At 44.2% G+C, this 25965-nt stretch carries 33 protein-coding genes and 1 rRNA gene; 28 read left to right on the forward strand and 6 right to left on the reverse strand.

The genetic code is table 11. The features are described 5' to 3' along the window. The first annotated feature begins 312 nt into the window (after window positions 1–312). On the forward strand, window positions 313–1965 hold the full coding sequence (pgi, locus tag CWO08_RS08735; RefSeq protein WP_102478972.1) for a glucose-6-phosphate isomerase: 1653 nt from the start codon (window positions 313–315) through the stop codon (window positions 1963–1965). A 148-nt stretch (window positions 1966–2113) separates the two neighbouring features. Here the strand turns inward: pgi and CWO08_RS08740 are convergent, their stop codons facing one another. The 4 genes from CWO08_RS08740 to CWO08_RS08760 form a co-directional block, all read right to left on the reverse strand. Further along, window positions 2114–2575 carry a chemotaxis protein CheX gene (locus CWO08_RS08740; RefSeq protein ID WP_017059940.1) on the reverse strand — a complete coding sequence of 154 codons (462 nt, stop codon included), beginning with the start codon at window positions 2573–2575 and terminating at the stop codon, window positions 2114–2116. A gap of 17 nt (window positions 2576–2592) precedes the next feature. Beyond that, window positions 2593–3051 carry a zinc uptake transcriptional repressor Zur gene (gene zur / locus CWO08_RS08745; protein ID WP_017059941.1) on the reverse strand — a complete coding sequence of 153 codons (459 nt, stop codon included), beginning with the start codon at window positions 3049–3051 and terminating at the stop codon, window positions 2593–2595. 614 nt (window positions 3052–3665) lie between these two features. Further along, a complete protein-coding gene (locus CWO08_RS08755; protein WP_108020284.1) occupies window positions 3666–4307 on the reverse strand; it encodes a hypothetical protein in 642 nt (213 codons plus the stop codon). A gap of 40 nt (window positions 4308–4347) precedes the next feature. Beyond that, on the reverse strand, window positions 4348–4953 hold the full coding sequence (locus CWO08_RS08760; RefSeq protein WP_048667338.1) for a S24 family peptidase: 606 nt from the start codon (window positions 4951–4953) through the stop codon (window positions 4348–4350). A gap of 133 nt (window positions 4954–5086) precedes the next feature. On the opposite strand from CWO08_RS08760, the gene CWO08_RS08765 reads away from it, so the two are divergent. The 19 genes from CWO08_RS08765 (at window position 5087) to CWO08_RS23960 (ending at window position 14539) form a co-directional block, all read left to right on the forward strand. Beyond that, complete coding sequence (locus tag CWO08_RS08765) at window positions 5087–5341, forward strand: pyocin activator PrtN family protein (protein ID WP_016783608.1); 255 nt, start codon at window positions 5087–5089, stop codon at window positions 5339–5341. A gap of 10 nt (window positions 5342–5351) precedes the next feature. Next, window positions 5352–5546, forward strand: a complete 195-nt coding sequence (locus CWO08_RS08770; RefSeq protein ID WP_048662770.1) for a hypothetical protein — start codon at window positions 5352–5354, stop codon at window positions 5544–5546. Between the two features lie 2 nt (window positions 5547–5548). Next, the gene (locus tag CWO08_RS24200) at window positions 5549–5743 is read left to right on the forward strand and encodes a hypothetical protein (RefSeq protein WP_048662771.1); all 195 of its coding nucleotides are present in this window, start codon (window positions 5549–5551) and stop codon (window positions 5741–5743) included. After that, a complete protein-coding gene (locus tag CWO08_RS08780; protein WP_108020285.1) occupies window positions 5743–7572 on the forward strand; it encodes a replication endonuclease in 1830 nt (609 codons plus the stop codon). The genes CWO08_RS24200 and CWO08_RS08780 overlap by 1 nt, the downstream gene beginning before the upstream one ends. A 64-nt stretch (window positions 7573–7636) precedes the next feature. Beyond that, window positions 7637–7954 carry a hypothetical protein gene (locus CWO08_RS08785; protein ID WP_054542928.1) on the forward strand — a complete coding sequence of 106 codons (318 nt, stop codon included), beginning with the start codon at window positions 7637–7639 and terminating at the stop codon, window positions 7952–7954. After that, window positions 7947–8486: a hypothetical protein gene (locus CWO08_RS08790; RefSeq protein WP_108020286.1), complete on the forward strand. Its 540-nt coding sequence runs from the start codon at window positions 7947–7949 to the stop codon at window positions 8484–8486. The genes CWO08_RS08785 and CWO08_RS08790 overlap by 8 nt, the downstream gene beginning before the upstream one ends. After that, window positions 8473–8940, forward strand: coding sequence for a hypothetical protein (locus CWO08_RS08795; RefSeq protein WP_108020287.1), 468 nt, complete (start codon window positions 8473–8475; stop codon window positions 8938–8940). The genes CWO08_RS08790 and CWO08_RS08795 overlap by 14 nt, the downstream gene beginning before the upstream one ends. Then, complete coding sequence (locus CWO08_RS08800) at window positions 8849–9664, forward strand: hypothetical protein (protein ID WP_372227472.1); 816 nt, start codon at window positions 8849–8851, stop codon at window positions 9662–9664. The genes CWO08_RS08795 and CWO08_RS08800 overlap by 92 nt, the downstream gene beginning before the upstream one ends. Before the next feature lie 131 nt (window positions 9665–9795). Continuing rightward, window positions 9796–9924: a hypothetical protein gene (locus CWO08_RS24205; RefSeq protein WP_258185233.1), complete on the forward strand. Its 129-nt coding sequence runs from the start codon at window positions 9796–9798 to the stop codon at window positions 9922–9924. A gap of 12 nt (window positions 9925–9936) precedes the next feature. After that, on the forward strand, window positions 9937–10752 hold the full coding sequence (locus CWO08_RS08805) for a major capsid protein P2 (RefSeq protein ID WP_004735827.1): 816 nt from the start codon (window positions 9937–9939) through the stop codon (window positions 10750–10752). Window positions 10753–10761: 9 nt separating this feature from the next. After that, on the forward strand, window positions 10762–11034 hold the full coding sequence (locus CWO08_RS08810; protein ID WP_004735826.1) for a hypothetical protein: 273 nt from the start codon (window positions 10762–10764) through the stop codon (window positions 11032–11034). Window positions 11035–11036: 2 nt separating this feature from the next. Further along, window positions 11037–11183: a hypothetical protein gene (locus tag CWO08_RS23955; RefSeq protein WP_170960258.1), complete on the forward strand. Its 147-nt coding sequence runs from the start codon at window positions 11037–11039 to the stop codon at window positions 11181–11183. Then, window positions 11183–11389 (forward strand): hypothetical protein, encoded by a 207-nt coding sequence (locus CWO08_RS08815; RefSeq protein ID WP_004735824.1) that lies wholly within the window; start codon window positions 11183–11185, stop codon window positions 11387–11389. The genes CWO08_RS23955 and CWO08_RS08815 overlap by 1 nt, the downstream gene beginning before the upstream one ends. Then, window positions 11370–12293 carry a hypothetical protein gene (locus CWO08_RS08820; protein WP_108020288.1) on the forward strand — a complete coding sequence of 308 codons (924 nt, stop codon included), beginning with the start codon at window positions 11370–11372 and terminating at the stop codon, window positions 12291–12293. The genes CWO08_RS08815 and CWO08_RS08820 overlap by 20 nt, the downstream gene beginning before the upstream one ends. Then, a complete protein-coding gene (locus CWO08_RS08825) occupies window positions 12290–12940 on the forward strand; it encodes a hypothetical protein (protein ID WP_108020289.1) in 651 nt (216 codons plus the stop codon). The genes CWO08_RS08820 and CWO08_RS08825 overlap by 4 nt, the downstream gene beginning before the upstream one ends. Then, complete coding sequence (locus CWO08_RS08830; RefSeq protein WP_108020290.1) at window positions 12940–13623, forward strand: hypothetical protein; 684 nt, start codon at window positions 12940–12942, stop codon at window positions 13621–13623. The genes CWO08_RS08825 and CWO08_RS08830 overlap by 1 nt, the downstream gene beginning before the upstream one ends. Window positions 13624–13696: 73 nt before the next feature. Continuing rightward, window positions 13697–14125, forward strand: a complete 429-nt coding sequence (locus CWO08_RS08835; RefSeq protein ID WP_050621050.1) for a M15 family metallopeptidase — start codon at window positions 13697–13699, stop codon at window positions 14123–14125. A 36-nt stretch (window positions 14126–14161) separates the two neighbouring features. After that, complete coding sequence (locus CWO08_RS08840; RefSeq protein WP_059021649.1) at window positions 14162–14380, forward strand: hypothetical protein; 219 nt, start codon at window positions 14162–14164, stop codon at window positions 14378–14380. Beyond that, entirely contained in the window at window positions 14381–14539 is a 159-nt protein-coding gene (locus CWO08_RS23960) for a hypothetical protein (RefSeq protein WP_181360043.1), read from the forward strand. It begins immediately after the preceding gene. A 34-nt stretch (window positions 14540–14573) separates the two neighbouring features. Here the strand turns inward: CWO08_RS23960 and CWO08_RS08845 are convergent, their stop codons facing one another. After that, window positions 14574–15635, reverse strand: coding sequence for a DUF4062 domain-containing protein (locus CWO08_RS08845; RefSeq protein ID WP_108020291.1), 1062 nt, complete (start codon window positions 15633–15635; stop codon window positions 14574–14576). Between the two features lie 74 nt (window positions 15636–15709). After that, complete coding sequence (locus CWO08_RS08850) at window positions 15710–16792, reverse strand: site-specific integrase (protein WP_108020292.1); 1083 nt, start codon at window positions 16790–16792, stop codon at window positions 15710–15712. 104 nt (window positions 16793–16896) lie between these two features. Here CWO08_RS08850 and dusA point away from each other — a divergent pair, with 104 nt between their 5' ends. The 8 genes from dusA to CWO08_RS08895 form a co-directional block, all read left to right on the forward strand. Continuing rightward, on the forward strand, window positions 16897–17901 hold the full coding sequence (gene dusA / locus CWO08_RS08855) for a tRNA dihydrouridine(20/20a) synthase DusA (protein ID WP_019822275.1): 1005 nt from the start codon (window positions 16897–16899) through the stop codon (window positions 17899–17901). A gap of 206 nt (window positions 17902–18107) precedes the next feature. Then, window positions 18108–18329, forward strand: coding sequence for an envelope stress response protein PspG (pspG, locus tag CWO08_RS08860; protein WP_017059950.1), 222 nt, complete (start codon window positions 18108–18110; stop codon window positions 18327–18329). 135 nt (window positions 18330–18464) lie between these two features. After that, window positions 18465–19136, forward strand: a complete 672-nt coding sequence (locus CWO08_RS08865; protein ID WP_108020293.1) for a TIGR04219 family outer membrane beta-barrel protein — start codon at window positions 18465–18467, stop codon at window positions 19134–19136. 192 nt (window positions 19137–19328) lie between these two features. Next, on the forward strand, window positions 19329–19559 hold the full coding sequence (locus tag CWO08_RS08870) for a hypothetical protein (protein ID WP_004735813.1): 231 nt from the start codon (window positions 19329–19331) through the stop codon (window positions 19557–19559). 123 nt (window positions 19560–19682) lie between these two features. Next, entirely contained in the window at window positions 19683–21548 is a 1866-nt protein-coding gene (locus CWO08_RS08875; RefSeq protein ID WP_108020294.1) for an assimilatory sulfite reductase (NADPH) flavoprotein subunit, read from the forward strand. Then, a complete protein-coding gene (gene cysI / locus CWO08_RS08880) occupies window positions 21548–23275 on the forward strand; it encodes an assimilatory sulfite reductase (NADPH) hemoprotein subunit (RefSeq protein WP_050621048.1) in 1728 nt (575 codons plus the stop codon). The genes CWO08_RS08875 and cysI overlap by 1 nt, the downstream gene beginning before the upstream one ends. Beyond that, window positions 23268–24044 (forward strand): phosphoadenylyl-sulfate reductase, encoded by a 777-nt coding sequence (locus tag CWO08_RS08885; protein ID WP_108020295.1) that lies wholly within the window; start codon window positions 23268–23270, stop codon window positions 24042–24044. The genes cysI and CWO08_RS08885 overlap by 8 nt, the downstream gene beginning before the upstream one ends. A gap of 663 nt (window positions 24045–24707) precedes the next feature. Beyond that, window positions 24708–25965 (forward strand): 16S ribosomal RNA (locus tag CWO08_RS08895); the annotation flags it as partial.

Below are 25965 nucleotides of genomic sequence, written 5' to 3' on the forward strand. Positions count from 1 at the left end.
AATGTATTTGGAAAAAAAGTGGTTTAACGCTATCTTTTGAACTTGAATTTATCAGGTATCGCTCACATTTAATTATGTTAGAGCTAGAGTCTGTACCGATTCTTCTGTCAGGAAATCTAATCCTGATTTATCTCAAGGTACAGCTCTTCATATGCGGCATAATACGTCGTGAAAAAAAATTACAAAGAATCTTTCAGTGGTGGCGCGGTTTGGTCATCACAGAAAAATATAAACTTTCGCCTAATCGGGGGTTCTATTCATCACCTAGGTGACGTTTAGAATAAAACCTACAGTAACATCGGGATAGATACCATGTTGAAAAATATCAACCCAACGCATACACAAGCGTGGAAAGCTCTAACGGCACATTTTGAGTCTGCTCAAGATATGGATATGAAAGAGCTGTTTGCTCAAGATGCAAAGCGTTTCGAGAGCTTTTCTACTCGTTTCGGTTCTGACATCTTAGTCGATTACTCTAAGAACCTTATCGATGCTGAAACTATGCAGCACCTATTTGCTCTTGCAAACGAGACTGAAGTTAAGTCTGCAATTGAAGCGATGTTTGGCGGTGATGCAATCAACAAGACTGAAGGTCGTTCAGTACTTCACACAGCTTTACGTAACCGTAGCGACAACCCAGTAATGGTTGATGGCAAAGACGTAATGCCAGCAGTGAACGCAGTACTAGCAAAAATGGAACTGTTCACGCACCGCATCGTTTCTGGTGAGTGGAAAGGTTACACAGGTAAAGAGATCACTGATGTAGTTAACATCGGTATCGGCGGTTCGGACCTTGGTCCATACATGGTGACTGAAGCTCTAACGCCATATAAAACTCGTCTAAACATGCACTTCGTTTCTAACGTAGATGGCACTCACATCGTTGAGACACTTAAGCCTCTGAACCCAGAAACAACGCTATTCTTAGTGGCATCTAAAACATTCACTACTCAAGAAACAATGACTAACGCGCACTCTGCACGTGATTGGTTCTTGGCTGAAGCGGGTGACAACGCACACGTAGCTAAACACTTCGCAGCACTATCAACTAATGCAACTGCAGTTGCTGAGTTTGGTATCGATACTGACAACATGTTCGAATTCTGGGACTGGGTTGGTGGCCGCTACTCACTATGGTCTGCGATCGGTCTTTCTATTTCTCTTTCTGTTGGCTTCGATAACTTCGTTGAGCTACTAGAAGGTGCTCACGAGATGGATAACCACTTTGCTTCAACTGAGTTTGAAAGCAACATTCCAGTCATCCTTGCGCTTATCGGTATTTGGTACAACAACTTCCACGGCGCTGAGTCAGAAGCAATTCTACCTTACGATCAATACATGCACCGTTTTGCTGCTTACTTCCAGCAAGGTAACATGGAATCAAACGGTAAGTTTGTAGACCGTGAAGGTAACCCGGTAGAGTACCAAACTGGTCCTATCATCTGGGGTGAACCTGGTACAAACGGCCAGCACGCTTTCTACCAACTGATTCACCAAGGCACTAAGCTGATCCCATCAGACTTCATCGCGCCTGCTATCAGCCACAACCCAGCATCTGATCACCACCAGAAGCTAATGTCTAACTTCTTTGCTCAAACTGAAGCTCTAGCTTTCGGTAAGACAAAAGAGGCTGTAGAAGCTGAATTCCTAGCTGCGGGCAAAACAGCTGAAGAAGTTGCTGAGCTAGTACCTTTCAAAGTGTTTGAAGGTAACCGCCCAACGAACTCAATTCTTGTTAAGCAAATCAACCCTCGCTCTTTAGGTAACCTAATCGCGATGTACGAGCACAAGATCTTTGTTCAAGGTGTTATCTGGAACATCTTCAGCTTCGACCAATGGGGTGTAGAACTTGGTAAGCAACTAGCAAACCAAATTCTTCCAGAGCTTGCTGATGATGCTCAAGTAACATCTCACGACAGCTCAACGAACGGTCTAATCAACGCATTTAAAGCGCTTAAAGCTTAATTGAGTCGATAGCATCCAAAAAACGCCAACCTTCGGGTTGGCGTTTTTGTATCTGTAGAGCAAGCAATGGTTAAATCGCAGGTAATAAAAAAGGCTGGCATTATGCCAACCTTCTTTGATACTCAGTACTGCTAGAAATAAACAGCTGTTATTCGAAACAGATCTCGATGAAAGCATTACCCCATTGAGATGAAAAAGGCATGATGATGATTGCCCCATCACACTTGTGACGAATCGTATGACCTTTACCGGAAACCACGATTGGCGTTGCCATATCGAAGTCAAAACCGCTTTCCGCAAGAATACGTTTTGCACCGCCAGTCACCATGTTAGTGATTTCACCCACCATATCGGTCACTTCTTCGTTGAGGCCGTTTGGTCGTTCACCGAGCATGTTTTCCATGATTTCGAGAGCGAGACCTTCATCAAAGGTGATCGACATAGAGCCACGAGATTGTGTACCCACCATACCAATTAGGCCGGATACATCGCCACGAGCGATTTCATCTTTCTTAACTCTTGGTTTTTGTGGCTTCAATTCTAGAGAAGCCATCGTTTTTAGTACGTTCATCAAAGAAGCTAAAAACGGGTTTACAAATTCAGCGCGCATAATGTTCTTCTATAATCTTATTCTTTCATCTCGGAGGAGCAAGATTGGCAAATGCCATGCGATTCAATGACATGATTAGTCAATTGAAAGCCATGCTTCTCAGCGTTACTGGCGAGTAGGGTGACAAGCGCATCGTCTTGCAGTTCGATCACAGTGCCACATTTATCGCAGATCAGTAGTTGGGAGAAATGTTTGTTGGCATTGCAAGAACAGCAGCATATGAAGCTATTGGTTGACTCAACTCTGTGAATGAAACCTTGCTCCAACAAGAAATCCAAAGCGCGATATACTGTAGGTGGCTTGGCTTGCGGCTCACTGACTTTCAATTGCTCTAATAATTCATAAGCACTAGAGGCTTTCTTATTAGAGAGGATGAGCTCAAACACTCGCTTTCTTTGAGGCGTTAATCTAACGCCACGAGATGCGCATATCCCTTCAACTTGCTCTATTAATGTGTGGTCCAAATTCTTCACCATTCAATCGGACATCCTTAAACAAACCCTATTTTCAGGTTATTTCGGCTAAGGAGCCATTGATTTCTATTAAAGTCAGGTACAGAGCGTATTGTGACCCACGACTTTGAATAAGACAAGGTAACTCAAAATGACAGTGTGACTCAAGGCATAACTGATTAGTGAGGCTGAATTAGAGATCTGGTGAATAGGTTTATAAAAAAGTGTGAGGCAAAGTTCATATAGCACAAACAGGGCATAGCATTTACAATAGCCGACCTTGCTTTTGCTGGGTATTCCAGCATATTTTTTTGACTCGCTACTAGGGTACTTTGCCATGACACATTCATGTAGGTTGTCTGTCGCTCCAATGCTCGATTGGATTGATTAAGCAGCCTTAGCAAGGGCTGAGATAGTTTGAGGGGTACTATAGGAGTACCGCTCTCAATAAATACTTCTACGCGTTACATTCTTTGGCCTGACCAAACAACCTCACCGATGATCTCGATGTCGGCACCTTTAATCTCTTCTTTTCCAAGTTACCATGTTGGATTGGACTCACTTTTAAGCAAAGACTAAGCCTTCCTGTGAGTCATATGTACAAAATCCGTACCACTTTATTAGTAAAACCAAGAGTCTTATTTCAATCCAACTGTAAATAAACCGAAAGTGAACAGACCTAGAACAAAAATAATAGTGAGTATGTCCATTAATTGTATTTTGTCTTTTAAATCTGCGTATTTATCTTTCTTTTGTATGTACTCCAAGAGTATGGGGAACATTAAGAAGCTCACTAGCCAAATAAATAAAGCGATTTCAAACTCACGAACAAATGTTGCCATTGCGGCTATGTAGAAGCAGGCAAAGCAAACTAGGTATCCGGAGATATTGTTTAGAGTAATGGTAATGCAATGATGTGCTAACTCTCTGCGTTTGACATCATCGATAAAGTTAAGAGCCAATAGCAATATGTTGAGAATTATAAAAACAATACTTAATGTTAGCACTGAGTAAACACCGATGTTCTCTTCTAGTATATCGAATATTTTTATTGAGGCTCCGAGCCCGTTCGCTAAACCTATTCCGGCCATCATAGATATACAAAGGACCCCAAATGTTGTTGCGTGACCTTGAATGTTGCTTTTTAAATTAGCTTTCAAGAAAGCCAATAGATTTTTTGGGGAGGGACTATCTAATTGGGTATTTGGGGCAGTTTGCTTTGGGGAAGAATCATTGGTTCCCTTTGATAGTTCGTTTACATTTTCCATTTTTTCTTTCATGTTAAGTTGCTCTTCCTTCTATTATTTTGAGTAGTTGCGATTACATTCTCTGCCCTGACCAAACCACCTCACCGATGATCTCGAAGTCGTTGCCTTTAATCTCTTCTTTTCCAAGTTCCCATGCTTCATAAGCACTATTGTCACTGACTACCTTGATACCGTTTGGCAAGAATTGAAGTCTTTTCACCATCAGTCGATTGTCATATCTAAATACGTAAATCCCATCAGTAGAAAAACCATCAACGCGGTTCACCATTACAACACTTTGATTCTTAAGAGTTGGGATCATGCTGTCACCGCGAACGGGCATCAGGAAGATATTGTTTGGGTTAAAGCCAAGCTCTTGCCTTATGAATTTCTCACTGAAAACCATTGCGCTAGATTCTTCTTCTTTTTCAACAAGCGTGCCTTGTCCAGCACTCACCTCAATATCGAAAAACTTAAGCTCAAGATAACCAGTAGGCAAACTGACGGCCTTTTGTGATAGCTGTCTAGCTTTGAGGAATATTTTTTCAGGGATGTTTTGACGCTCTCTCCACGTATAAATCGTCTTTGGAGATATCTCTAAAACCTTTGCTAGCTCTGCATTCGTAGAGGTATTCGTAACCTCCTTTAATTTCCTCAAACTTAACTCAAACTCGCTCATTATCGCCTCAATTCTTCAAAAATGTGTTGAAATCAAAAAGTAATGCCTCATAATTAACTCAAATCGACTTTGAGGAACTCTGAGGAATTGTGAATTGGTTACAGTTACCTCAAGTGTACTACATGGAGGAATTATGAACACAAGATTTGCTTTACTTGCGCGATTTGAAAACCCGACTGTTGAGCTTAAACAGATCAGCCAAGAGTTTTTTGGCATCACTCCAAAGACGGCAGAACAAAAAGCCAAAGGCTGCGACTTCCCCGTTCCTACTTTTAAGTTGCGTGATTCAGAACGTAGCCCCTCGTTGGTCAAGATTGAAGACTTGGCTGCATACATTGATAAGCGTCATGCGGAAGCCAAGCAAGATTGGCTATCAGTAAACGGATAGAGGATTGAGCATGAATAATGTAACGACACCGATTCATAGCATTAACGTTGATTTTTCTCATTCGAGTGAAGCTAAAGAGCTTTTCATGATCGTGAAAGGTCGTTTGTCTTGGTTAAGCCCATCTTCACCAGAGTTTGAATTTCTGCACCCAATCTATGAGCAACTAGTCGAAGCTACAGAGCTGTTGGAAAGCTTGGAGGAATAGACATGCAGGTATCTGACCCGATCCACCTACCTTGTCCCGATATGCTCGGCATGGTTGACCCAAAACCGGAACTACGTGAACGCTCTATTCATTTGATAGAGCAGTTACGTGAAAAACATGGTTTATCGAAGCGTTCAAAGCGCAAAGCTAGACCGATGAATTACGTTTGCACAAATCATTCGTGTACGGGGCTGTAATGAACGAACAAGCGATGATAGCCGCACTTGCTAACATGGAAGCTAAAAGTGACGCAGGGGAACTCACTCGTTACTCTGCGTTCACTAAACGCTTCTTTCCTCGCTTGCCTAAAATCGTGCGTAACGATGTGAAGCGCAAAATAGCCAAGCGTAAACAACGCCAAAACCCTACCAAAGAAAATCTGATACTAGCGGCAGAAGATGCCGTTAAGTTTGGGCTGAAAAGAGCGCATTTCATTGAAGACAAATTCCCGTTTGTTGATAGTCGCGCTAAGAGTCGAACTCAACCGTTAAGCCACGATATTTTGATGCGTGATGATGCCGTTAGTGAACTAGCAAAAACGTTCGCTGATAAGTGCGCGTTACTGCTTACCGAAGAAAGCCAACCCGAAGTATTCAAAAGCTTTTTAGATGCGATAGAGCATGTTTACCAATTGCAGGAAGCTGAATTAAAAACGATTCATGTTAACGCGCCACAAGTGAACCTTAAAAAACGCGATAAGAAACCGGAAGAGTTAGAACAAGACCTACAGGTAGCCGTACTCAAGATGCAATCTGAATCTTGGATTGAGGGACGCTTGTTACACCTCCGAGCACAATACATTGAGTATTCACAAATCACGCTTGAGCGAGTTGGTGAGGGAAAACATCAGTCACCGGTGATCAGTGCGTTGTCATTTGCCAACTGGAAACAGAAACAGCGTGACGCTAAAGCGTTCCTTGAAACTATGGCAGTGATGAATAACGAGACGGGCGATTCTTTCAATCTTGAGGATGTGGTCAAGCGAACGACTGCGAATCCAGAAAACCGTCGTATTGAAATGATGGTGCGTTCTCGTGGCTTTGAAGAGTTGGCTCAAGACTTAGGTTATACCGCGCTCTTTATTACTTGGACGTTGCCGAGTAAATACCACCGCGTCTCTAAAAAGTGGAATGGTGCGAGTATCAAAGACGGCCACCAAGTTCTCATGCAGCAATGGGCGTTAGGCCGAGCACTGCTAGCGAAAGAAGATATTCATTATTTTGGTTTTCGAGTGGCTGAACCACACAAAGACGCGACCAGTCATGCTCACTACTTTCTGTTTTGTTCGCCTGACGACAAAGATTTCATTATCGAAACCTTAAAGTTGTGCGCGATCTCTGAGGATAAGCACGAACTAGGTTCTGATATTTCACCTCGTTTTGATGTGAAAGAGGCTGATCCAAAAAAGGGCGGGGCGACTGCCTACATTGCTAAATACGTCTCGAAGAACATTAACGGTAAGCACATGCCAGAAAGCGAGGGTGAAGAATCTGCCTATCGTGCTCGTGCTTGGGCTTCCACTCATCGAATCCGCCAGTTTCAGCAATTTGGTGGTAAGCCAGTTTCACTCTGGCGAAATCTACGCAGGGCAAAACCGGAACAGACCATGATAGACCCAAAGCTCGAAGAGCTGCGCCAAGCGGCAGATTCTTCGAAGTGGTCGCTGTTCTGCCAATTGGCTGATAGTGCAAAAGTTGCCTACCAATCAAAACAAAACCAATACGGTGAAACAACCAAAAAGGTGATCGGCTTTTCTTGGCTCGGTCGTCTTATCGAAACGTCTAGCGAGTGCTATTCGCTCGTTAAGAAAAAAGACGTGAAGCGTCTTCAAGAGGCGCGGAGCGTCTCACCTTGGAGCACTGAAAATAACTGTAACTCTCCCTTAGTTGAACATCTTCAACGCGTGACCGGATGGAGCGTAGAGGGAGTCCAATGCTTAATCTCACCGCTGATGCGGGGAGCCAAGGTTCAAATTGATAAATACACGAGTATCAGTTTTAGAAACAACCGTCTGATTGTGTATTAAACCATTGCCAACGATGTGAATCAGGGGCTAAACACTAAACAACGTCGTGAGACAGAGGATTGAAATGAAAATACTATCGCTTGATGAGTGTCAGCGAGATTTAGCTGCGTTGGACGCGGCTGACAGACTCACCGCCAACATGAAAGTAGAAATTGACCGCTTCAAAGAAATGGATACCAGCAAGCTCATGAAAAAAGCCATGGGAATGCTGATGAGTGGCAATTTGTCACTCGAAGCTTTAGGGCTTCCCGTCAATCTATTTGAGCAATTAGAGCAACTCGAAAAACTCAATGGAGTGGCGCGCAATAAGTACCGCGCTGTCGTTGTGGCCAACCAAGAACAACTTGGTGATGTGGAAAGCGTCGAGGTGAAACATGGCTAAATATGAAAACCCTGTTCGTGGGTATATTGCTTGTCCTGTTTGCCAGTCTGCCGCCACCACTCACCAAGTGGGTGAGGGGCAATTGATCGCGTCTGGTGAGCCACCAAAAAACAGCCGTAACATTGGACTGATGTATTACCGTTGCCCTGAGTGCGGTAACAGTTCGAATAGCAAAAAGGTTACGGAGTTCATCAAAGCTAATTCCGTTGCTGAGTTAACCGAACTTAAACCGAATCCAACCGAGAAAGGTTCGGTTATTGAGTCGGATTTGATAACCGAGCCTAACCTTATCGATGTAATTGAGTTAACCGAATCGGTGCAAGTGGATGAAGCCAGTAAAGACGAGGTTTCCAACCGAAAGATAACCGATACGGTCGATGATGAAAAAACAGAGAAGACCCCAAGCAAATTCCCCTTTAAACGAGTAATCACGGGGTTAGCATCGGTTATCTTTATTGTTTGGGCGGTGTCTCAACTGCTACCAAAAGCCTCAGCCGAACAACCGCAAGGGGGGGAGCATGGAGCAAGTTAACGAAACCTTACCAGGTGAACAAATTGAACTGGATGATTGGGGGGATTTTGGCTCCGTTATTCATCAGCTTGAAGAACAAGCAAAAACCGAGAGCGATTTAGTTGGCTTAACCGAGCCAACCGAGACGGTAACCGAAGATAAAACGGAAGCTATGGCGGGCTTGCTGAATATTTTGTTTGCCTTAAGCGAGCAAGCGACCTCCATCATTTCGGGAGTTGAATTTGAGTTTGACGGTAAAGGTAAGCAAGCGGTGATGGATGCGGCTGAGCCTGTCTTTGCAAAACACGGTAGTACGCTTATGGGCGTGTTTGGGGATTACATCGAAGAGGCCACCTTATTGCTTGCGGTTCTTGGTTTGATTTATGCCTCTAAAAAGCAATTGCTCATGTTGCAACAATCAAAGGAGGTGGACGGTGAAAAAGCCGAAGCCCCTAGCCCTACCGAACCCCGTTAACTCGAACCCGTCACATGATGCCGAGCACACCATTTATGTGGCGGGAACAGGAGGAGGTAAAACCTCAGCCGTTAAGCATTTGGGGCTAGTCCCTAAAACGGCTCAAGCGGTCTTTTTTGACCCCTACACCAACTACGCAGGGAGTAAATTTCAAGGCCAAATGTGCCACGGCACTTCATCACGCTTAACCTTTGTCAAAACGCTCATTATGGCGCGTCGTCGCGGTGGCTCGTTTAAGCTGGCCTACATTCCAGCAAATGGGGCAACGGCCGACGAATTAGAGTTCTTTGCGTCGGTGGTGTGGTCGGTGGGTAACGGTCGGGCTAGCCAGCTCTATACCGTTATCGAAGAATTGGCGTCATGTGTAGAAACCTCGGGCAAGCTTCGAGGTCGTGCGGGTGAGCTTTTGCGCGGAGGTCGTCAATACGGTCTGGTGGTGCATACGGTGTTTCAACGAGGGCAAGAAGTACCAAAAACCGTGACTGAACAATCAAGTGTTTGGTGGGTAGGCGCGGTTAACTCAATGAGTGATGCTCACTGGATAGCGGATAAACGCGGGTTGGATGTGAATATCGTGGCGGGGCTAAAGTCTGCCAAGGTCAATAAAGAACGCATTGGTAAACCGATAGCCGAATACTTATTGATTGGTGATGGTATCGGCAACATCGAGCACAAAGCGTTTAACTGTCAGTCAGGCTCTAAGCTCAATTTAAACTACCGTTAATCGACCTTTTTAACCTATAGGTTACCCGTTCAACCTATAGGTTACTTTCCCTTCCTTTTTTTACCTCACTCCTATTTGATAAACGCTCAATTTGATTATTCACAATCCAACGTCGAGAGACAGGGGAACTCATGAAAGCTCAACATAAAAACATGTTGATTGCTGTAGCACTGACCTTACTGGTGATTGCCATCATCAATAACGTATCAACGCTAGAAGCAATCAAAGAACTCATTAACGGCAAGCGTGGCTGGTTTTAAGGAGATATAAACATGTCAGTAAAACCAATCAAACTTAATTCCATGGTCGGTGCTGCTTGGGGACAAAAAGGTACGTTACCTATCCCTGTTGGTCCTACTTATCAAGAGTTGGTATTAGAGACCAATGCCGAAGCAGCCGATATTGAGCGTTTGTCTATCACGCTTAATGCAGAAGAAATCTATGTCTTAACGGGCAGTGAGATTTTGATGCTTGAGCGTTACAAACAACGCGTTCATACAACTGGCCACTATGTGATCCCGTTTAGTGATATTTCCGCACGCACTAAAAATGGTGTTCGCTACACGGGGCTGGTGACAGAAGCGGGTGACAATATTCACTTAGATGTTCAGTTCAAAGCGAAAGCCAGTGGCGACCCGCTATCGATTCAAGTCCATGCGTGGGTGACGAATGCACAACCTGCACGAATCATCGTGCCAATGGTCAAGCGTGAAACCATGCCAGCGAACGCGGCAGGGGTGAACGAATTCACAAGCCTAGTATCAAGCCCGTTGATTAGTTTACGTCGTGCGCACTTCATGCACACGGGTATCACTAAACTCGAAGTTGAGCGCGACTTTGTTAAAGAGTACGAAGCCAACAAGTTTATCAATGAAGCGAACGCCAAGCGTAACGAGCGTACACCTCAAGCGGGTTACTTTCACTTCGATCCTATTGTGCGTGGTTTTTCTATCGATGAGCTATTTCCAACACAGCACAGCTCTAACTTGAAGTTCTCAGTAACAACGAGTGACGTAGCAGGCTCAATCCCTATTTTGGTTGAATCGGTGAAAGTGGTTCGCCCTGAAATGCTCGCGGGTCGAAGCTAAGGAGCCGATATGAGCTTTTTTGATGACCTCTTAGAGTTTGGGGGCGGTGCGCTTGATAGCGTGGGTGAAAATGCCGATTGGCTGTTTGGTGATGATGACAATTCATCTAACCCAAACACTACCCAGCAACCTAACGCACCCGTTGTTGATAATAACGGCAACGCTGTTACAACCCCTCAAGGCTCACTTGTGGCGAAAGATAACACCCTGCTTTATATCGGTGGTGGTATTGCTGCGCTGTTAGTGCTGGTTCTGCTTGTTGTCATGCTGAAAGGTAAATAGTTATGCCATTACTTTTCATTGGTTTAGGTGGTCTTGGTCTTGGTTCTGCGCTTGGGTTTGGTGTGAGTCAGGGCATCAATAAGGCTCTGACTGCTACCGCGTTGATTGCCTTGTTATACCTTGCCTACAAATCGGGAGTGTTTCGCTAATGCTAGGTTCATTAACGTCTTTAACGGGTGGCGGTGGCTTGACGGGCGGGTCTTCGGGTCCAGCAAAATCAGGTAACACATCTAACACCACAAATAACAGTGGCTTTACTGCTGGCGCAATGAATTTTGGCAGCAACAACGGCATACCGTGGTGGGGAATAGCGCTTGTTGCTCTGATTGCGCTGTATGTTCTCACTCGAAAGTAACTTAATTCCTGAAACTTGGGGCAATGCCAAGCCGAGGCTATGTAAAGCCCTTGGTGATTACCTCAAACAAGCAGAAATTGAAGTTCAAGAGGGGCGAGAGTCCCTTTATCGAGTGGAAGATACCTACATGTTACTGCGCGGTGAGCAATCACAATCAGGCTCTAAGGAGTTGGTGGTGGTTGCGTTAGCGGGTGATATGGCAGCGGGTACGCTCAGTGCCATTAATCACGGTAAAGCGAATGGGTTTGACTCCATTCGCGCCCACTTTAGCAAACGCGGAGCCCATCGCTATATTCAGCGTAAATTACGATTGCCTGTTCGAGAGATTGAAACTCACAAGAATGAGCATGTATTACAGATAAGGTTTGATGATATGGGCGGGAAAAGTAGCTCAAAGAGTGATGCGAAAACCGTCACTACAACCACAAACAAAAGCAATAGCCAAGGTCTCGGTGGCGATAACAATGGCTTTGCGCTGTCAGGGATAGAAAACTCTGACATTAATTTAAGCATGACTGACCATGGCGCAATGGCGGTTGCAGGTCGAACGGCAGAAGAAGCGTTTAAATTCGGCACTGACGCATTAGATTTTTCAGCGGATACCGTTGATGCTTCTTTGGGCTTTGGTGAGAAAGCGTTAGACGGAGCGTTCAGTTTTGGTGAGAGCGCATTGGATGCAAATGCAAATCTTAGCGAGCATGCGATAGATTCCATTAAATCCATGGCAGGCCAACAAACGGAAACGACCAAAGCAGCACTTGCAATAGCAGGGGCAGCAAAAGCGCGAGAGCAAACGGGTGAGAACGAAAGCAATAACGAGTTACTGAAAAATGTGTCTCTTATGGTCGGGATTCTCGTCTCGGTATTAACGATGGCTTATATGTTCGCGGGGCGTAAACAATGAAGCAACTGCATACCTTAAATACTGGCGAAGCCATTAAATTTAACGCAGGTCAGGCTGGTAAGTATCTCATCATGCGTGAGGCCAGTAATACCGTCATGTTGCGCGGTGATGCTCTGCGACCTGTAGAGATTGAACGTGGTGACACGGTTGATATCACTCGTTTTGACGAGCTTGAACTTTTTAATCACAAAGCGGATGCCGTGACGATTGAATATCAAATCGCAGATGTTCCAATTATCACCAAAGCGCAAAAAATTGATATCAGTAATTCGGTAGCGATTAGCGAGATTTTAACGCCAATTACCGTTGATAAAGTTCTATCTCCGATAAAGGTGGGTGAAGTCCAAACCGAGGTAAAAACACGCATTCAAAATGACGTCCTCAAGGTGGAAAAGCTTGCTGATTTGTACACCTTGCAAAAGGTCGGCAGTGGGTTATTGGACTTAACAAGCGATGAGCAAATTATTGATGGGAAAGCTGGGCGTAAAGGGCTCTTTATTCAGGCTTCTACCGACAATGTCAGTCCCGTGTTGGTGCAAGGCTTAATTGATCTTGCAGCTGGCGGTCATACATTAATTCAAACGGATGCCATCGTGACACTGCAAGGTGCCATAGGCGATAGCGTCAAAGTAGGGGAGTTTATCTAATGTTCCAACTTTCAAACCCACCCCAAGCCTCTTCGAGTTCGGGCTCAGTTGGGGAAGTCGGGGCTAATGTCTTGGCCTGTATTCCTCTAAGTGCTCAAGATGGCGGGAGTGCGTCCGGTTTCGTGACCATCTTAAATAACCTTTATGACGATCCTGAGCGTAGTCATAACGCGGCTCTGTATCATCGAAATGAAAGCATTAATGGTGAGTGGGGTCGAAGAATGCAATTAAAGTCAGCAGTCGATTTGATAACGAAAGCGGAGCCTTATGATTCTGTATCGTTAATGATGTCGGTCACGCTCAAAGGGAAGATAAATCTTGATGCGTCAACGGCTGCGAAGGTGAGCGCGTTAGATACTCCTATTTCTTGCGTAATCGGAATTAAGACTCAAGCCGCCCCATCATATAGAGGCGCGTATTGCAGTGTGACAGCTGCGTACTCTTCGAGTGATTCGTCATTGGTCTTTGGTGGCTCGTCTGATGTTGTTCTTAATGTTCAAGTGGGCGATGTAGCCAGTATTGCTGAATCAGAACTTCAAATTTCTTTCGATGTGGAAGATATAACTAATGATGTGATGGTTTACTTGGAAGAGGCACCTACAACGTTAGAAAACTTGTTTGGGCTTATTCATGTCAAAAAGGCGTGGATTGCTGAGGAAGCTGTTTATCCGGTGCCTGATTAACAAGGGTTTGGTGGTAATGAATATTAAGTATTTGCTAGTACTGCTTTTCCTGATCCTGTTTGGGGGATACCTAATGAAAAAAGACAAGATAATCAAAATAGTGAGTGGCTTTGCTTTATCAGCTAGAAGTGAGATGCGCATGGTGGGCGTACGCGGTGATTTAAAGCGAGTCGTTCGCCGCGCTATTGAGCTAACCCCGTTTGATTTTGGCATTACGTCAGGTAAGCGCACCGCAGAAGAACAAAACGCTCTATTCAAACAAGGTGCAAGCCAGTTAGACGGATACAGCAAAAAAAGCCGTCACCAATCAGGCTGCGCGGTTGATTTTGTCGTGTATGACGAAAACGGCAAAGTGACGTGGGGCTTTAGTTATTACGAACAAGTGAGTTGGGCATTCAAACAGGCAGCGGATGAGTTGGGTATTCCGATTGTATGGGGTGGTGATTGGGTCAGCTTTAAAGATGGTCCTCATATCGAACTCGATAGAGCCCATTACTCATAGTTACACCATCAAGTATTTAAGGAAGAGCAAATTACTATGAAAAGTTTACTAGAAAAAATCGGAATCGACCTTGACCAACCATCCACTAAAAAGGGTTTAGCGTTACTGGGCGCGGGAGCTGCTTTGGTAGCTGGTCACCCTGAACTTATCACCGCGAGTGTATCGGCAGACGGTGTTCAATTCGGTGGCATTATTGGCGCAAGTGCTCCAATAGTATTTGGCCTATGGGAAACCCTACGCAATGAGTTTAAGTAAATGGCAGAGTATCAAACAATAATTGTTGCGGTTGTCAGTGCTTTATCTAGCGGGGTAGGTGTAGGTATTACACTTAAAACTGATGTTAAGTGGTTACGCCTAATGATGGAAAAGATGGATGATCGTTTGACTCGACTTGAAAGCAAAAGCCCTCAGTAAAAGGGCTTTCTTTTTATATCAATGTCTTAAATGTTTAAAACTTAAAATCATCATCAATTGTTGCTTGTGGCTTTATTGGTTTCCGTGGCCTTTTGGGTGGTATTGGCCTTCTCGGAGGCGGAGGCGGCGGAGTTGGCCTTTTCGATATTGGTGGCGGTGAAGGTGGGATTTTCGGCGGGGAAAGTTCCGTTAAAGTGATATATTCATCTTTCCAATTTTCAGGGGTGAAGATCTTGAGGTTTTGTTGTTCGTCAAAAACTTCCTCTGAGACTATTAGGTTTAAACCGTGTTTTATGTAGTCGATCGCTCCATCACCAAAGAGGTCGCTATTATGATAACCATATGTATCAAGTAGCTCTCTAAGCTCTTTTTTGTTTTGGAAAAAAACCCTATGCCCTAAAGATATCTTTCTACGTAACTCTTCAAAAGCTGGGTGATTATTCAAAAGAATATTCTCTATAGTTGTATTACCTTTTTCTTTTTCTTCGGTAAGGTAAGTCACTAGTGATTTCAAAGTTGACGACGTACTATTAATCTCGTCGATGATACTGAGTTCACGTTTTCTGATCTCTTCACTGAGAAGTCTTTGGAACAAACCTGCCCATTGCTCTTTTAAGTGTCTAGTTATGTCTACTACAGAATTAAATGATTGGACTTGATTGTTGTTCGGTAGATTAAACAGATCATCAATAAACTTGAAAACTTTTGGGTCGTCTACCGAGGCATAATTAATTGAGTCATTGTCTTTATTCGCTTGGTAGGTTCTATATTCAGTCATCACCTGATGATCTATGAAAACATATAACTGCTTTCCTTTCTTTATTGCACTTTGAAGCTCGGCATTAGACACAGAGTAGCCTTGACTCTCATATGAATCAGAACCATATCGCCCCCCAACAATACCGATAACAATATCGCAGAGTTCTATTTCTTTGTAACAATAGCTCTCTAGCTTTTCATCAGAGCCATAAGGGATATGTCCTTTTTCATTTAAGACTGGATCATATCCTTGGTCTTCAATGAAGCGTTGAAGATCGGCACGAACATATTTTAAGTCGTAGTATGTTGAGCTGACGAAAACTCGTGGCCTTGCCATAGTTAGTAGTCCTTCAGGTAATATATCTGTAGATGCATATTAATTTGGTCGATACTATAATGTAATCAATGTATTCACAACGAACTGTTATCTGATTTATGATGAAGTAGGCTAGGATTTAACTGAGTATAGACCTGCCACAAAATATTTAGGTTTCGATGGCCAGTCACTTGAGCCACCTCTTCAATTGAATAGCCTTTTTCGAACAAGCGACTTGCTCCCTCTCTTCGCAAATCGTGATACCTCAAGTCTTCGATACCCAGCTCGTTCCTAACTCGCTGAAACCCTGCGCTAACACTTCGTGAGTTGTACGGGAAAATAAGCTCACCTTTGTTTGGTTGCTTTAGTGCGATCTCAAATGACTCACCAAGCAACGGCACAATCATGTGATTACCTTCTTTCTTCCTTGGGTCTTTTCTATCTCTAACAAGTATCGTCTTATGATCTTGGTTGAGGTCTTCCCAACGCAGTTTGCAGACTTCACCAATTCGCATACAAGTGAGAATGCTGAATTCAAGAATGTCAGTGAATGGGATTCGAGTTGTGCCGTTTGGCCGGAAAGATTCACGTTGTTCTAATCCAAGCTTTAAGAGTTTCAGTTCTTCAGAAGTTGGGCGACGTGTTCGTTTCTGACTCTTACCGACTAACCCCATATCAATAAGAACGGGTACGGCTTCATCAAATATTTGGTGATTGGTATCGATGTTGAAGACAGGCTTAGACTTTTTCATTACAGAACGTAGGTAAGCAATATCATGATAAATCGTTGCGGGTTTGGCTTCTGCGCCTCTTCTATTTTTACAGTGCTCGATTAAGTCGCTAGTTCGTAGCTGATTACTCTCAACTTGGGCGATGTCGCAATCCCTAAGCATTTTAATAACGTAGCGTTTTGTGCGGCCTGTATTGTCCCAGAGATCACGCTCAGCCATGAACAAATCGAGGAGTACCGAAAGGGGGACTGTTTTTGGCTGATTGAGTACCCCTTGAGCTTCTAGTTCCGCTACCCTTTTTTTACCGAAAGCTTTAGCGAGTGCTTTCTTTTTTAGAGTTTTGCTTTCCCTGTGTATAATGCGCGAATTCTTTTTAACGATGATTGTTACCTTGAACCTTGGTTCACCGCTTTTTAGCTTTCTGGTCTCGATGGTATAACTTGCCATTGTCCAACTCCTAAAGGGGTACTTGAGGGGTACTACAGGAAGTAATTCCGTTTAATTCTAGGTAATTCACTGTATGTTTGTACAGTATTAATTGAGACTGAATCATGACAAACACTAATAAAACCAGTAAATACGCTAGTAACCGACTTTCTGTTGCACCCATGCTCGATTGGACTGACCGCCACTGTCGTTACTTTCACCGTTTGCTTTCTCAGCAGACTCTTCTGTACACGGAAATGGTAACAACGGGCGCGATCTTACATGGTAAGGGCGACTTTCTAGAATATAACGAGCAAGAACATCCTCTTGCTCTTCAACTCGGCGGTTCTAATCCGGTTGATCTGGCTGCTTGTGCCAAACTGGCTGGTGAGCGCGGTTATGATGAAGTGAACCTTAACGTAGGTTGCCCTTCAGACCGAGTTCAAAACGGTCGCTTTGGTGCGTGTTTAATGGCTGAGCCAGAGCTGGTGGCAGATTGTGTGTCAGCGATGAAAGAAGTCACTGATATTCCAATTACCGTGAAAACGCGTATCGGTATCGATGACCAAGACTCTTATGAGTTTCTAACTAAGTTTGTTTCGACGGTTTCTGAAAAAGGTGGCTGTGAGCAATTTACTATCCATGCGCGTAAAGCGTGGTTGAGTGGCCTGAGTCCGAAAGAGAACCGTGAGATCCCACCTCTAGATTATGATCGTGCATATCAAATCAAGAAAGACTTCTCTGATCTTGTGATTGCCGTGAATGGTGGCATTACTACTCTTGAACAAACTAAAGAGCACTTACAACACCTTGATGGCGTGATGATTGGTCGTGAGGCTTACCATAGCCCATTTATCTTGGCTGAAGTCGATCAGCAGATCTTTGGTTTAGACACGCCAATCAAGAAGCGCTCACAAGTGGTTGAAGAAATGTACCCGTACATCGAACGTGAACTTTCAAATGGCGCAAGCTTAGGACATATCTCTCGTCATATGCTTGGTTTGTTCCAAAGCATGCCTGGTGCAAGACAATGGCGTCGCTACATCAGTGAAAACGCACATAAGAAAGGTGCAGGTATCGAAGTGATGCAAACAGCATTGGCTAAGATCCCTAAAGAGCTAAATGTTTAACCTCCCTCTAAGTTAAAAACTTAAGGTTAAATTCGCCATTAGAGGCTAAATTTACCACTACAAGTTTCCGAAAAGCCACGCATGAAGATGTGTGGCTTTTTATTTATCTGATAAATAAGGGTTTTCTTGGATTTGCATACTTGGTATGGAAGCTGCAATGTTAGAAAGTAGGAAAGATAGATCATTAACTCATTAGGGAGACCATTATGTTTGAATTAATCTTTGTTCTTATTTTCGTTGCAACTCTGCTTGTCACAGGTATCACGTTTATGACGGTATTGGCCGCAACCGGAGTAGCGTTATTAGTCATGTTGGTCTTAGGTATGATGGGCGTTGTGTTTAAGTTACTGCCTTGGTTGATCGTGATTGCAATCGGTGTGTGGTTTTTCAAAAACTTTGTACACAGTTCTAACCAGAGACGTTACTAAGGTCATAGTGCCGTCAAATCTTTACTCGTCAGCGGTTTATCGTTTTAGAATTTAAGATGTGTGGTAGAATTTTCCCCAATAATCTATGAATGTGCATACAATTAGCACTACGATATGGAATTGGAGCTATCTCAAATGAATAAAATGCCATTAATTGCTTTAGTGGGAATGCTATCTTTAAGTTCAGCAGTGTCTGCTGCTGAAGAGTTTTCTTACACGGCTAAAGTCGGTGCTGATATGTGGTGGGGAAGTACAAAGTTAAACGAAGTTAGACAAGATGACGATTCTAACTCACCTTCGTTGTATTTCGCATTTGAGCATAATGCCCCAATGCTCCCAAATGCTAGCTTCCGTTATACCTCTGTTGATGCGGACTCGTTGGCTTTTGATAAGTACGACTACACGTTTTACTACACACTGTTAGAGCACAAGTTGATGAACTTCGATGCTGGTGTGACGTTTACTCAATACTCAAACTCTAATTACATTGAACCAAAAGCGACGGGTGCGAAAACATCGACGTTTGATGAGTTCACGTGGAGCTTCTACGGTAACGCAGAGATCAATGTGCCGGACACCAACTTCGATATCATTGGTACGATGGAGTTCGGTGATAGCAGTGGTATTAAGAGCACTGACTTGATGGCGGGTGTTCAGTACCGAATCCCTGTATCAGAATCTGAAATTGCTCTGCGTGGTGGTTACCGTGTTATCGACCTAGATTCGGATGAGTTCTTTAGCTCGGAACTAGGTAAGAGCTTTGTCATGGTCGATGGTTGGTTTGCTGGTGCTGAAGTGCGCTTCTAGGCCATATAAAGCAAATTTAGAACGAATTTTAAGAACGCCACTTTATTAAGTGGCGTTTTTTTATATCTATTGATTATATCTTTCTGGAATTAGTTAGCACATTCATCACTTTCGACCATCCTTAATACAAAGAGCTAATTAGCGTCTATTCTTAGAAGGTCTATGTAGTGAGGTCAAAGCAAGGGATGGAATATGACACTCAATGAATTACGAAATTTATATAGAGAAAACCTGTTAGTTGAAGCCATCATAGAGCCCTCAATTCAAGAAGGGTCTTGGGTTGTGGAGTTTCGCCATATGGGAGGTGGCTTTGTTCTGCTTACTGATGTTCATGGTGAAGAGTGTCATTACGCGGATTTAGACCTAGCATCTAAGTCGGCAATGGCGGTTGGCTTTCAGCAAGTACGCATTGAAAACCAGTAAGACAATTTACGTTTCAATCGGTTTTTACTTCCAAAAAGTTATAAAACATACTTTTCTATTCTTTCTTGTTATTAAAAGGAGTGGTTAATCTATCGTCACGCAATGATTAGGGATGTCGTGACCATGTCTTTAAATAAGAAAGAGTCTTCACAAAATAATAATGCACAGTCTGGGACTAATGAGTTGCCTGGGCTAGCAGCACCACTTAATGACCAACAATTGGGTCATCTTCAGCAAACTGTTTCTGAACTGTCTTCACAGCAACTGGCATGGGTCAGTGGTTACCTTTGGGGAGTGAGCCAAGCTCAGCCTGTCGGTGCTGCTGCGCCAATTGCTCAAGCGGCCGCTGCAGTAGCGGCTAAGCCAGAGGGCAAGCTAAGCATTATCTTTGCTTCTCAAACCGGTAATGCTAAAGGCGTCGCTGAATCGTTAGAGGCAGAAGCGAAAGCCTTAGGAATCGCGGTCGAGCTTTTCGATGCGAGTGATTATAAAGGTAAGAACTTAGCCAAAGAGACACACGTCATTTTCGTCGCTTCAACCAATGGTGAGGGCGAAGCCCCTGATAACGCCATTGAGTTACATGAATTCCTACAATCGAAGAAAGCGCCAAAATTATCAAACTTACAATACGGTGTGATTGGTTTAGGTGACTCAAGCTATGAGTTCTTCTGCCAAACGGCTAAAGACTTCGATAACTTCCTCTCTAAGCTTGGTGCTAAATCGTTTGTCGATCGCCTTGATTGTGATGTTGATTACGAAGAGTCAGCAACGGAATGGCGCGCTAAAGCATTAGAGCAAGTAAAAGAGACGCTATCGACAGGCACTGAAGCCGATGTGGTTCAATTACCTGTAGGTCAAGCGGCTGCTGGTCATTCGCAATACACCAAACAAAACCCATACACAGCGACACTATTAACCAGCCAAAAGATCACGGGTCGTGACTCGGGTAAAGATGTTCGTCATATCGAGATCGATCTTGATGAGTCAGGTATTACCTACCAACCCGGCGATGCGCTAGGCGTATGGTATGAAAACAGTTCAGAACTCGCGAATCAGATCCTTTCTAAGGTTGGGTTATCAGGCATCGAAAGTGTCGATGTCGATGGTGACAATCTATCTATCCATAGTGCGCTAGTGAGTAAATTTGAGATTACCACTTCAAACCCTCAGCTTGTGACCAAGTTTGCTGAGTTATCTGGCAGCAAGAAGTTAATCAAGTTGGTGGAAGATAAAGACAAGCTTCGTGAATACGCGGGCAATACTCAGATCGTTGACGTACTAGCAGAGAAGAAAACCAAGCTATCGGCTGATGAGTTAATTGGCCTGTTACGTAAGCTGACTCCGCGCCTCTATTCTATTGCATCAAGCCAAGCGGAAGTGGATGAAGAAGTTCACTTAACGGTTGGTCTGGTTGAATACCAAAAAGGTGAAGAGTCTCGTTTAGGTGGAGCATCAAGCTTCTTGGCTCAGCGCCTTGAAGAAGGTGGCGAAGTGAAGGTGTTTGTAGAGAACAACAATAACTTCAAGCTACCACAAGACGACAATACACCAATCATCATGGTCGGCCCGGGTACAGGTATCGCTCCTTTCCGCAGTTTCGTTCAAGAGCGTGAAAACAATGATGCTGAAGGCAAAAGCTGGTTGTTCTTCGGTGACCGTACCTTTACTCAAGATTTCTTATACCAAGTTGAATGGCAGAAGTACCTTAAGTCTGGCGCGCTAACTAAGCTAGATGTTGCCTTTAGCCGTGACCAAAAAGAAAAGGTTTATGTTCAGGATCGTTTAATCGAACAAGCAGAGCAGGTTTGGCAATGGCTCCAAGAGGGCGCGTACCTTTATGTTTGTGGCGATGCGACTCGAATGGCGAAAGATGTCCATGAAGCGTTAGTTACTATTGCGGAAAAACATGGCAATCAGAGCCGCGAACAAGCTGAACAATATATTAATGATTTACGTAAAGCGAAACGTTACCAAAGGGATGTCTACTAATGAGCAAGCAAGTAATAGAGCAAGAAGTGCTAGGTCAAGTACTTGGACCTTTGGCTGACAATGAACGTCTTAAGCGTGAAAGTAATAACCTACGCGGTACGATTGAACAAGATCTCCAAGATCGAATAACTGGTGGCTTTACTGCTGATAACTTTCAGTTGATTCGTTTCCACGGTATGTATCAACAAGACGACCGTGATATTCGCAACGAACGTACCAAGCAAAAGCTCGAACCGTTACATAACGTAATGCTTCGTGCTCGTATGCCTGGTGGCATCATTACCCCTAAGCAGTGGTTGGCGATTGATAAGTTCGCAGACGAAAGTACCTCTTACGGTTCAATTCGTCTAACAACTCGTCAAACGTTTCAGTTCCACGGTGTCTTGAAGCCGAACATTAAGTTGATGCACCAAACGCTAAATAACATTGGCATTGATTCAATTGCGACAGCGGGTGATGTAAACCGAAATGTTCTGTGTACGACAAACCCGGTTGAGTCTGAGCTTCACCAAGAAGCTTATGAGTGGGCGAAAAAGATCAGTGAACATCTATTACCGAAGACTCGTGCTTATGCAGAAATCTGGTTAGATGGTGAAAAACTAGAAACAACGGATGAAGAACCTATCCTTGGTAGCAACTACCTACCGCGTAAGTTCAAGACGACGGTTGTCATTCCTCCGCAAAATGATGTGGACGTCCATGCTAACGATCTTAACTTTGTTGCTATTGCTGAAGACGGAAAGTTGGTGGGCTTTAACGTGTTAGTCGGTGGCGGTCTTGCTATGACACATGGTGATACCTCTACTTATGCACGTAAAGCTGACGACTTTGGTTTTGTGCCATTAGATAAAACGTTAGATGTAGCAGCGGCGGTGGTAACGACTCAGCGTGACTGGGGTAACCGTTCAAACCGTAAGAATGCAAAAACCAAATACACGCTAGACCGTGTTGGTATTGATGTATTCAAAGCAGAAGTAGAAAAGCGTGCAGGCGTAGAATTTTCTGAAAGCCGACCTTATGAGTTTACTGGCCGTGGTGATCGCATTGGTTGGGCGGAAGGCATTGATGGTAAGCACCACTTGGCGTTATTCATCGAGAATGGTCGTTTACTTGATTTTCCGGGTAAAGCTCTGAAAACAGGTGTTGCTGAAATAGCGAAGATCCACAAAGGTGACTTCCGCATGACTGCAAACCAAAACCTAATTGTTGCGGGTGTGTCGACGAGTCAAAAGGCCAAGATTGAAAAACTGGCGCGTCAATATGGCTTGATGGACGATGCTGTTTCAGAGCAACGTAAAAACTCAATGGCGTGTGTGGCTTTCCCAACATGTCCTTTAGCAATGGCAGAAGCTGAGCGTTTTCTTCCTGAGTTTGTAACGGATGTTGAAGACATTCTGAAAAAACATGGATTACCAGAAGAAGATAACATCATCCTTCGAATCACAGGTTGTCCAAACGGTTGTGGTCGTGCAATGTTGGCTGAACTTGGTTTAGTGGGTAAGGCTCCGGGGCGTTACAACATGCACCTAGGTGGCAACAAGGCCGGAACTCGTATCCCTAAGATGTATAAAGAGAACATCACATCAGCTCAGATCTTAGAAGAGATTGATGCGCTGGTGGGACGTTGGGCTACAGAACGCAACGACAATGAAGGGTTCGGTGATTTTACAATCCGAGCTGGCATCATCGAAGAGGTGATCATTTCCAAGAGGGATCTGCATGCATAATTCTGTCGCTTCAAAATTGAAGTTAGCAGAGCTACTCGCATTGACTAAGACGGAGCAAATACTTCGTCTTGGGCAAATTAATGCTGAGTTAGAACAGCTAACAGCATTAGAAAGAGTTAAATGGGCATTAGAAAACTTGGAAGGATCACATGTTGTGTCTTCAAGTTTCGGCATTCAAGCCGCGTTAATGCTGCACTTAGTGACTCAAGCAAAACCAGATATTCCGGTTATTCTGACGGACACAGGGTATCTATTTCCTGAAACATATCGCTTTATCGATGAGTTAAGTAAGAAGTTGACTCTAAACCTTCAAGTCTTTCGTGCCCAACAGAGCCCTAATTGGCAAGAAGCGCAATATGGAAAACTTTGGGAGCAAGGTATAGAAGGGATAGAGAAGTACAACAAGCTTAATAAAGTTGAACCGATGAGAAGAGCGCTAGATGAGCTCGAGACTGGGACATGGTTTTCCGGTTTAAGAAGAGAGCAATCTCAATCGCGTGCAAACTTGCCAATCTTATCTATTCAAAATGGTGTGTTTAAATTTTTGCCGGTAATCGATTGGACGAATAAAGATGTTCACTATTACCTAGAAGAGCATGGTCTCGGTTATCACCCGCTTCGAGAGCAGGGTTACCTTTCTGTTGGAGATACACATACAACTAAGAAGTGGGAACCGGGTATGACTGAAGAAGAAACTCGTTTTAATGGGCTGAAACGCGAATGTGGTCTCCATGAAGATGATGGAGAGCAATATGGTTCTGGGATTTAGACTCATTGCTATTTAAAAAGCTGCCATAAGGCAGCTTTTTTTAGTTTCTAGGGGATAAAATTAAAGCGATTGTGGATAAGTCTGTGGTTATTGTGTAGTTACTTTGTAGTTAAAGTTGCATAAATAAGGCTTTGAGTGTTTATTCGTCATGTAATCGTTATTTTTGCATTTTTCTTTAATAAACACTTGCCAATGTGATGAACATCTCTATAATGCCGCCTCACTGACACGGCAGACGCCACAAGGCTTCAGCGCAGAATGTTAGTTAGGCAACTAGCTTTAAGCGATTATTCGCTCCTACTTTTAGAAAGTAGAAATTAATTTTCAAAAGTGTTTGACACTGAGAATTAAATCGCTAGAATGGCCGCCTCTTCCGAAGTGATGTAAGTCACAACGAAGAGAAGCTCTTTAACAATTTAAACCTATCAATCTGTGTGGGCACTCGTTGATGAATATCAAAACGTTTTATCGTTAGATAAAACAGATTCTTCGGAATCAACTTTGGTTTCAATGAACTGAGTGACCAATACAAATAACTACTTTCTCTTGTAGAAAGAAGGTATTTGGCACAGTCAATTCATTATCTTTCTGTTGGAAAGATAATAGCTTTAGAATTACTTTTTGTAGTTTTGAAGTCAGTATTCATTGAGCCGACAAAATCTTAAATTGAAGAGTTTGATCATGGCTCAGATTGAACGCTGGCGGCAGGCCTAACACATGCAAGTCGAGCGGAAACGACACTAACAATCCTTCGGGTGCGTTAATGGGCGTCGAGCGGCGGACGGGTGAGTAATGCCTAGGAAATTGCCTTGATGTGGGGGATAACCATTGGAAACGATGGCTAATACCGCATAATGCCTACGGGCCAAAGAGGGGGACCTTCGGGCCTCTCGCGTCAAGATATGCCTAGGTGGGATTAGCTAGTTGGTGAGGTAATGGCTCACCAAGGCGACGATCCCTAGCTGGTCTGAGAGGATGATCAGCCACACTGGAACTGAGACACGGTCCAGACTCCTACGGGAGGCAGCAGTGGGGAATATTGCACAATGGGCGAAAGCCTGATGCAGCCATGCCGCGTGTATGAAGAAGGCCTTCGGGTTGTAAAGTACTTTCAGTTGTGAGGAAGGGGGTAGCGTTAATAGCGCTATCTCTTGACGTTAGCAACAGAAGAAGCACCGGCTAACTCCGTGCCAGCAGCCGCGGTAATACGGAGGGTGCGAGCGTTAATCGGAATTACTGGGCGTAAAGCGCATGCAGGTGGTTCATTAAGTCAGATGTGAAAGCCCGGGGCTCAACCTCGGAACTGCATTTGAAACTGGTGAACTAGAGTACTGTAGAGGGGGGTAGAATTTCAGGTGTAGCGGTGAAATGCGTAGAGATCTGAAGGAATACCAGTGGCGAAGGCGGCCCCCTGGACAGATACTGACACTCAGATGCGAAAGCGTGGGGAGCAAACAGGATTAGATACCCTGGTAGTCCACGCCGTAAACGATGTCTACTTGGAGGTTGTGGCCTTGAGCCGTGGCTTTCGGAGCTAACGCGTTAAGTAGACCGCCTGGGGAGTACGGTCGCAAGATTAAAACTCAAATGAATTGACGGGGGCCCGCACAAGCGGTGGAGCATGTGGTTTAATTCGATGCAACGCGAAGAACCTTACCTACTCTTGACATCCAGAGAAGCCAGCGGAGACGCAGGTGTGCCTTCGGGAGCTCTGAGACAGGTGCTGCATGGCTGTCGTCAGCTCGTGTTGTGAAATGTTGGGTTAAGTCCCGCAACGAGCGCAACCCTTATCCTTGTTTGCCAGCGAGTAATGTCGGGAACTCCAGGGAGACTGCCGGTGATAAACCGGAGGAAGGTGGGGACGACGTCAAGTCATCATGGCCCTTACGAGTAGGGCTACACACGTGCTACAATGGCGCAT

Origin of the sequence: Vibrio sp. 10N.286.48.B8 (assembly GCF_003050085.1) — a bacterium.
GTDB lineage: Bacteria > Pseudomonadota > Gammaproteobacteria > Enterobacterales > Vibrionaceae > Vibrio > Vibrio crassostreae.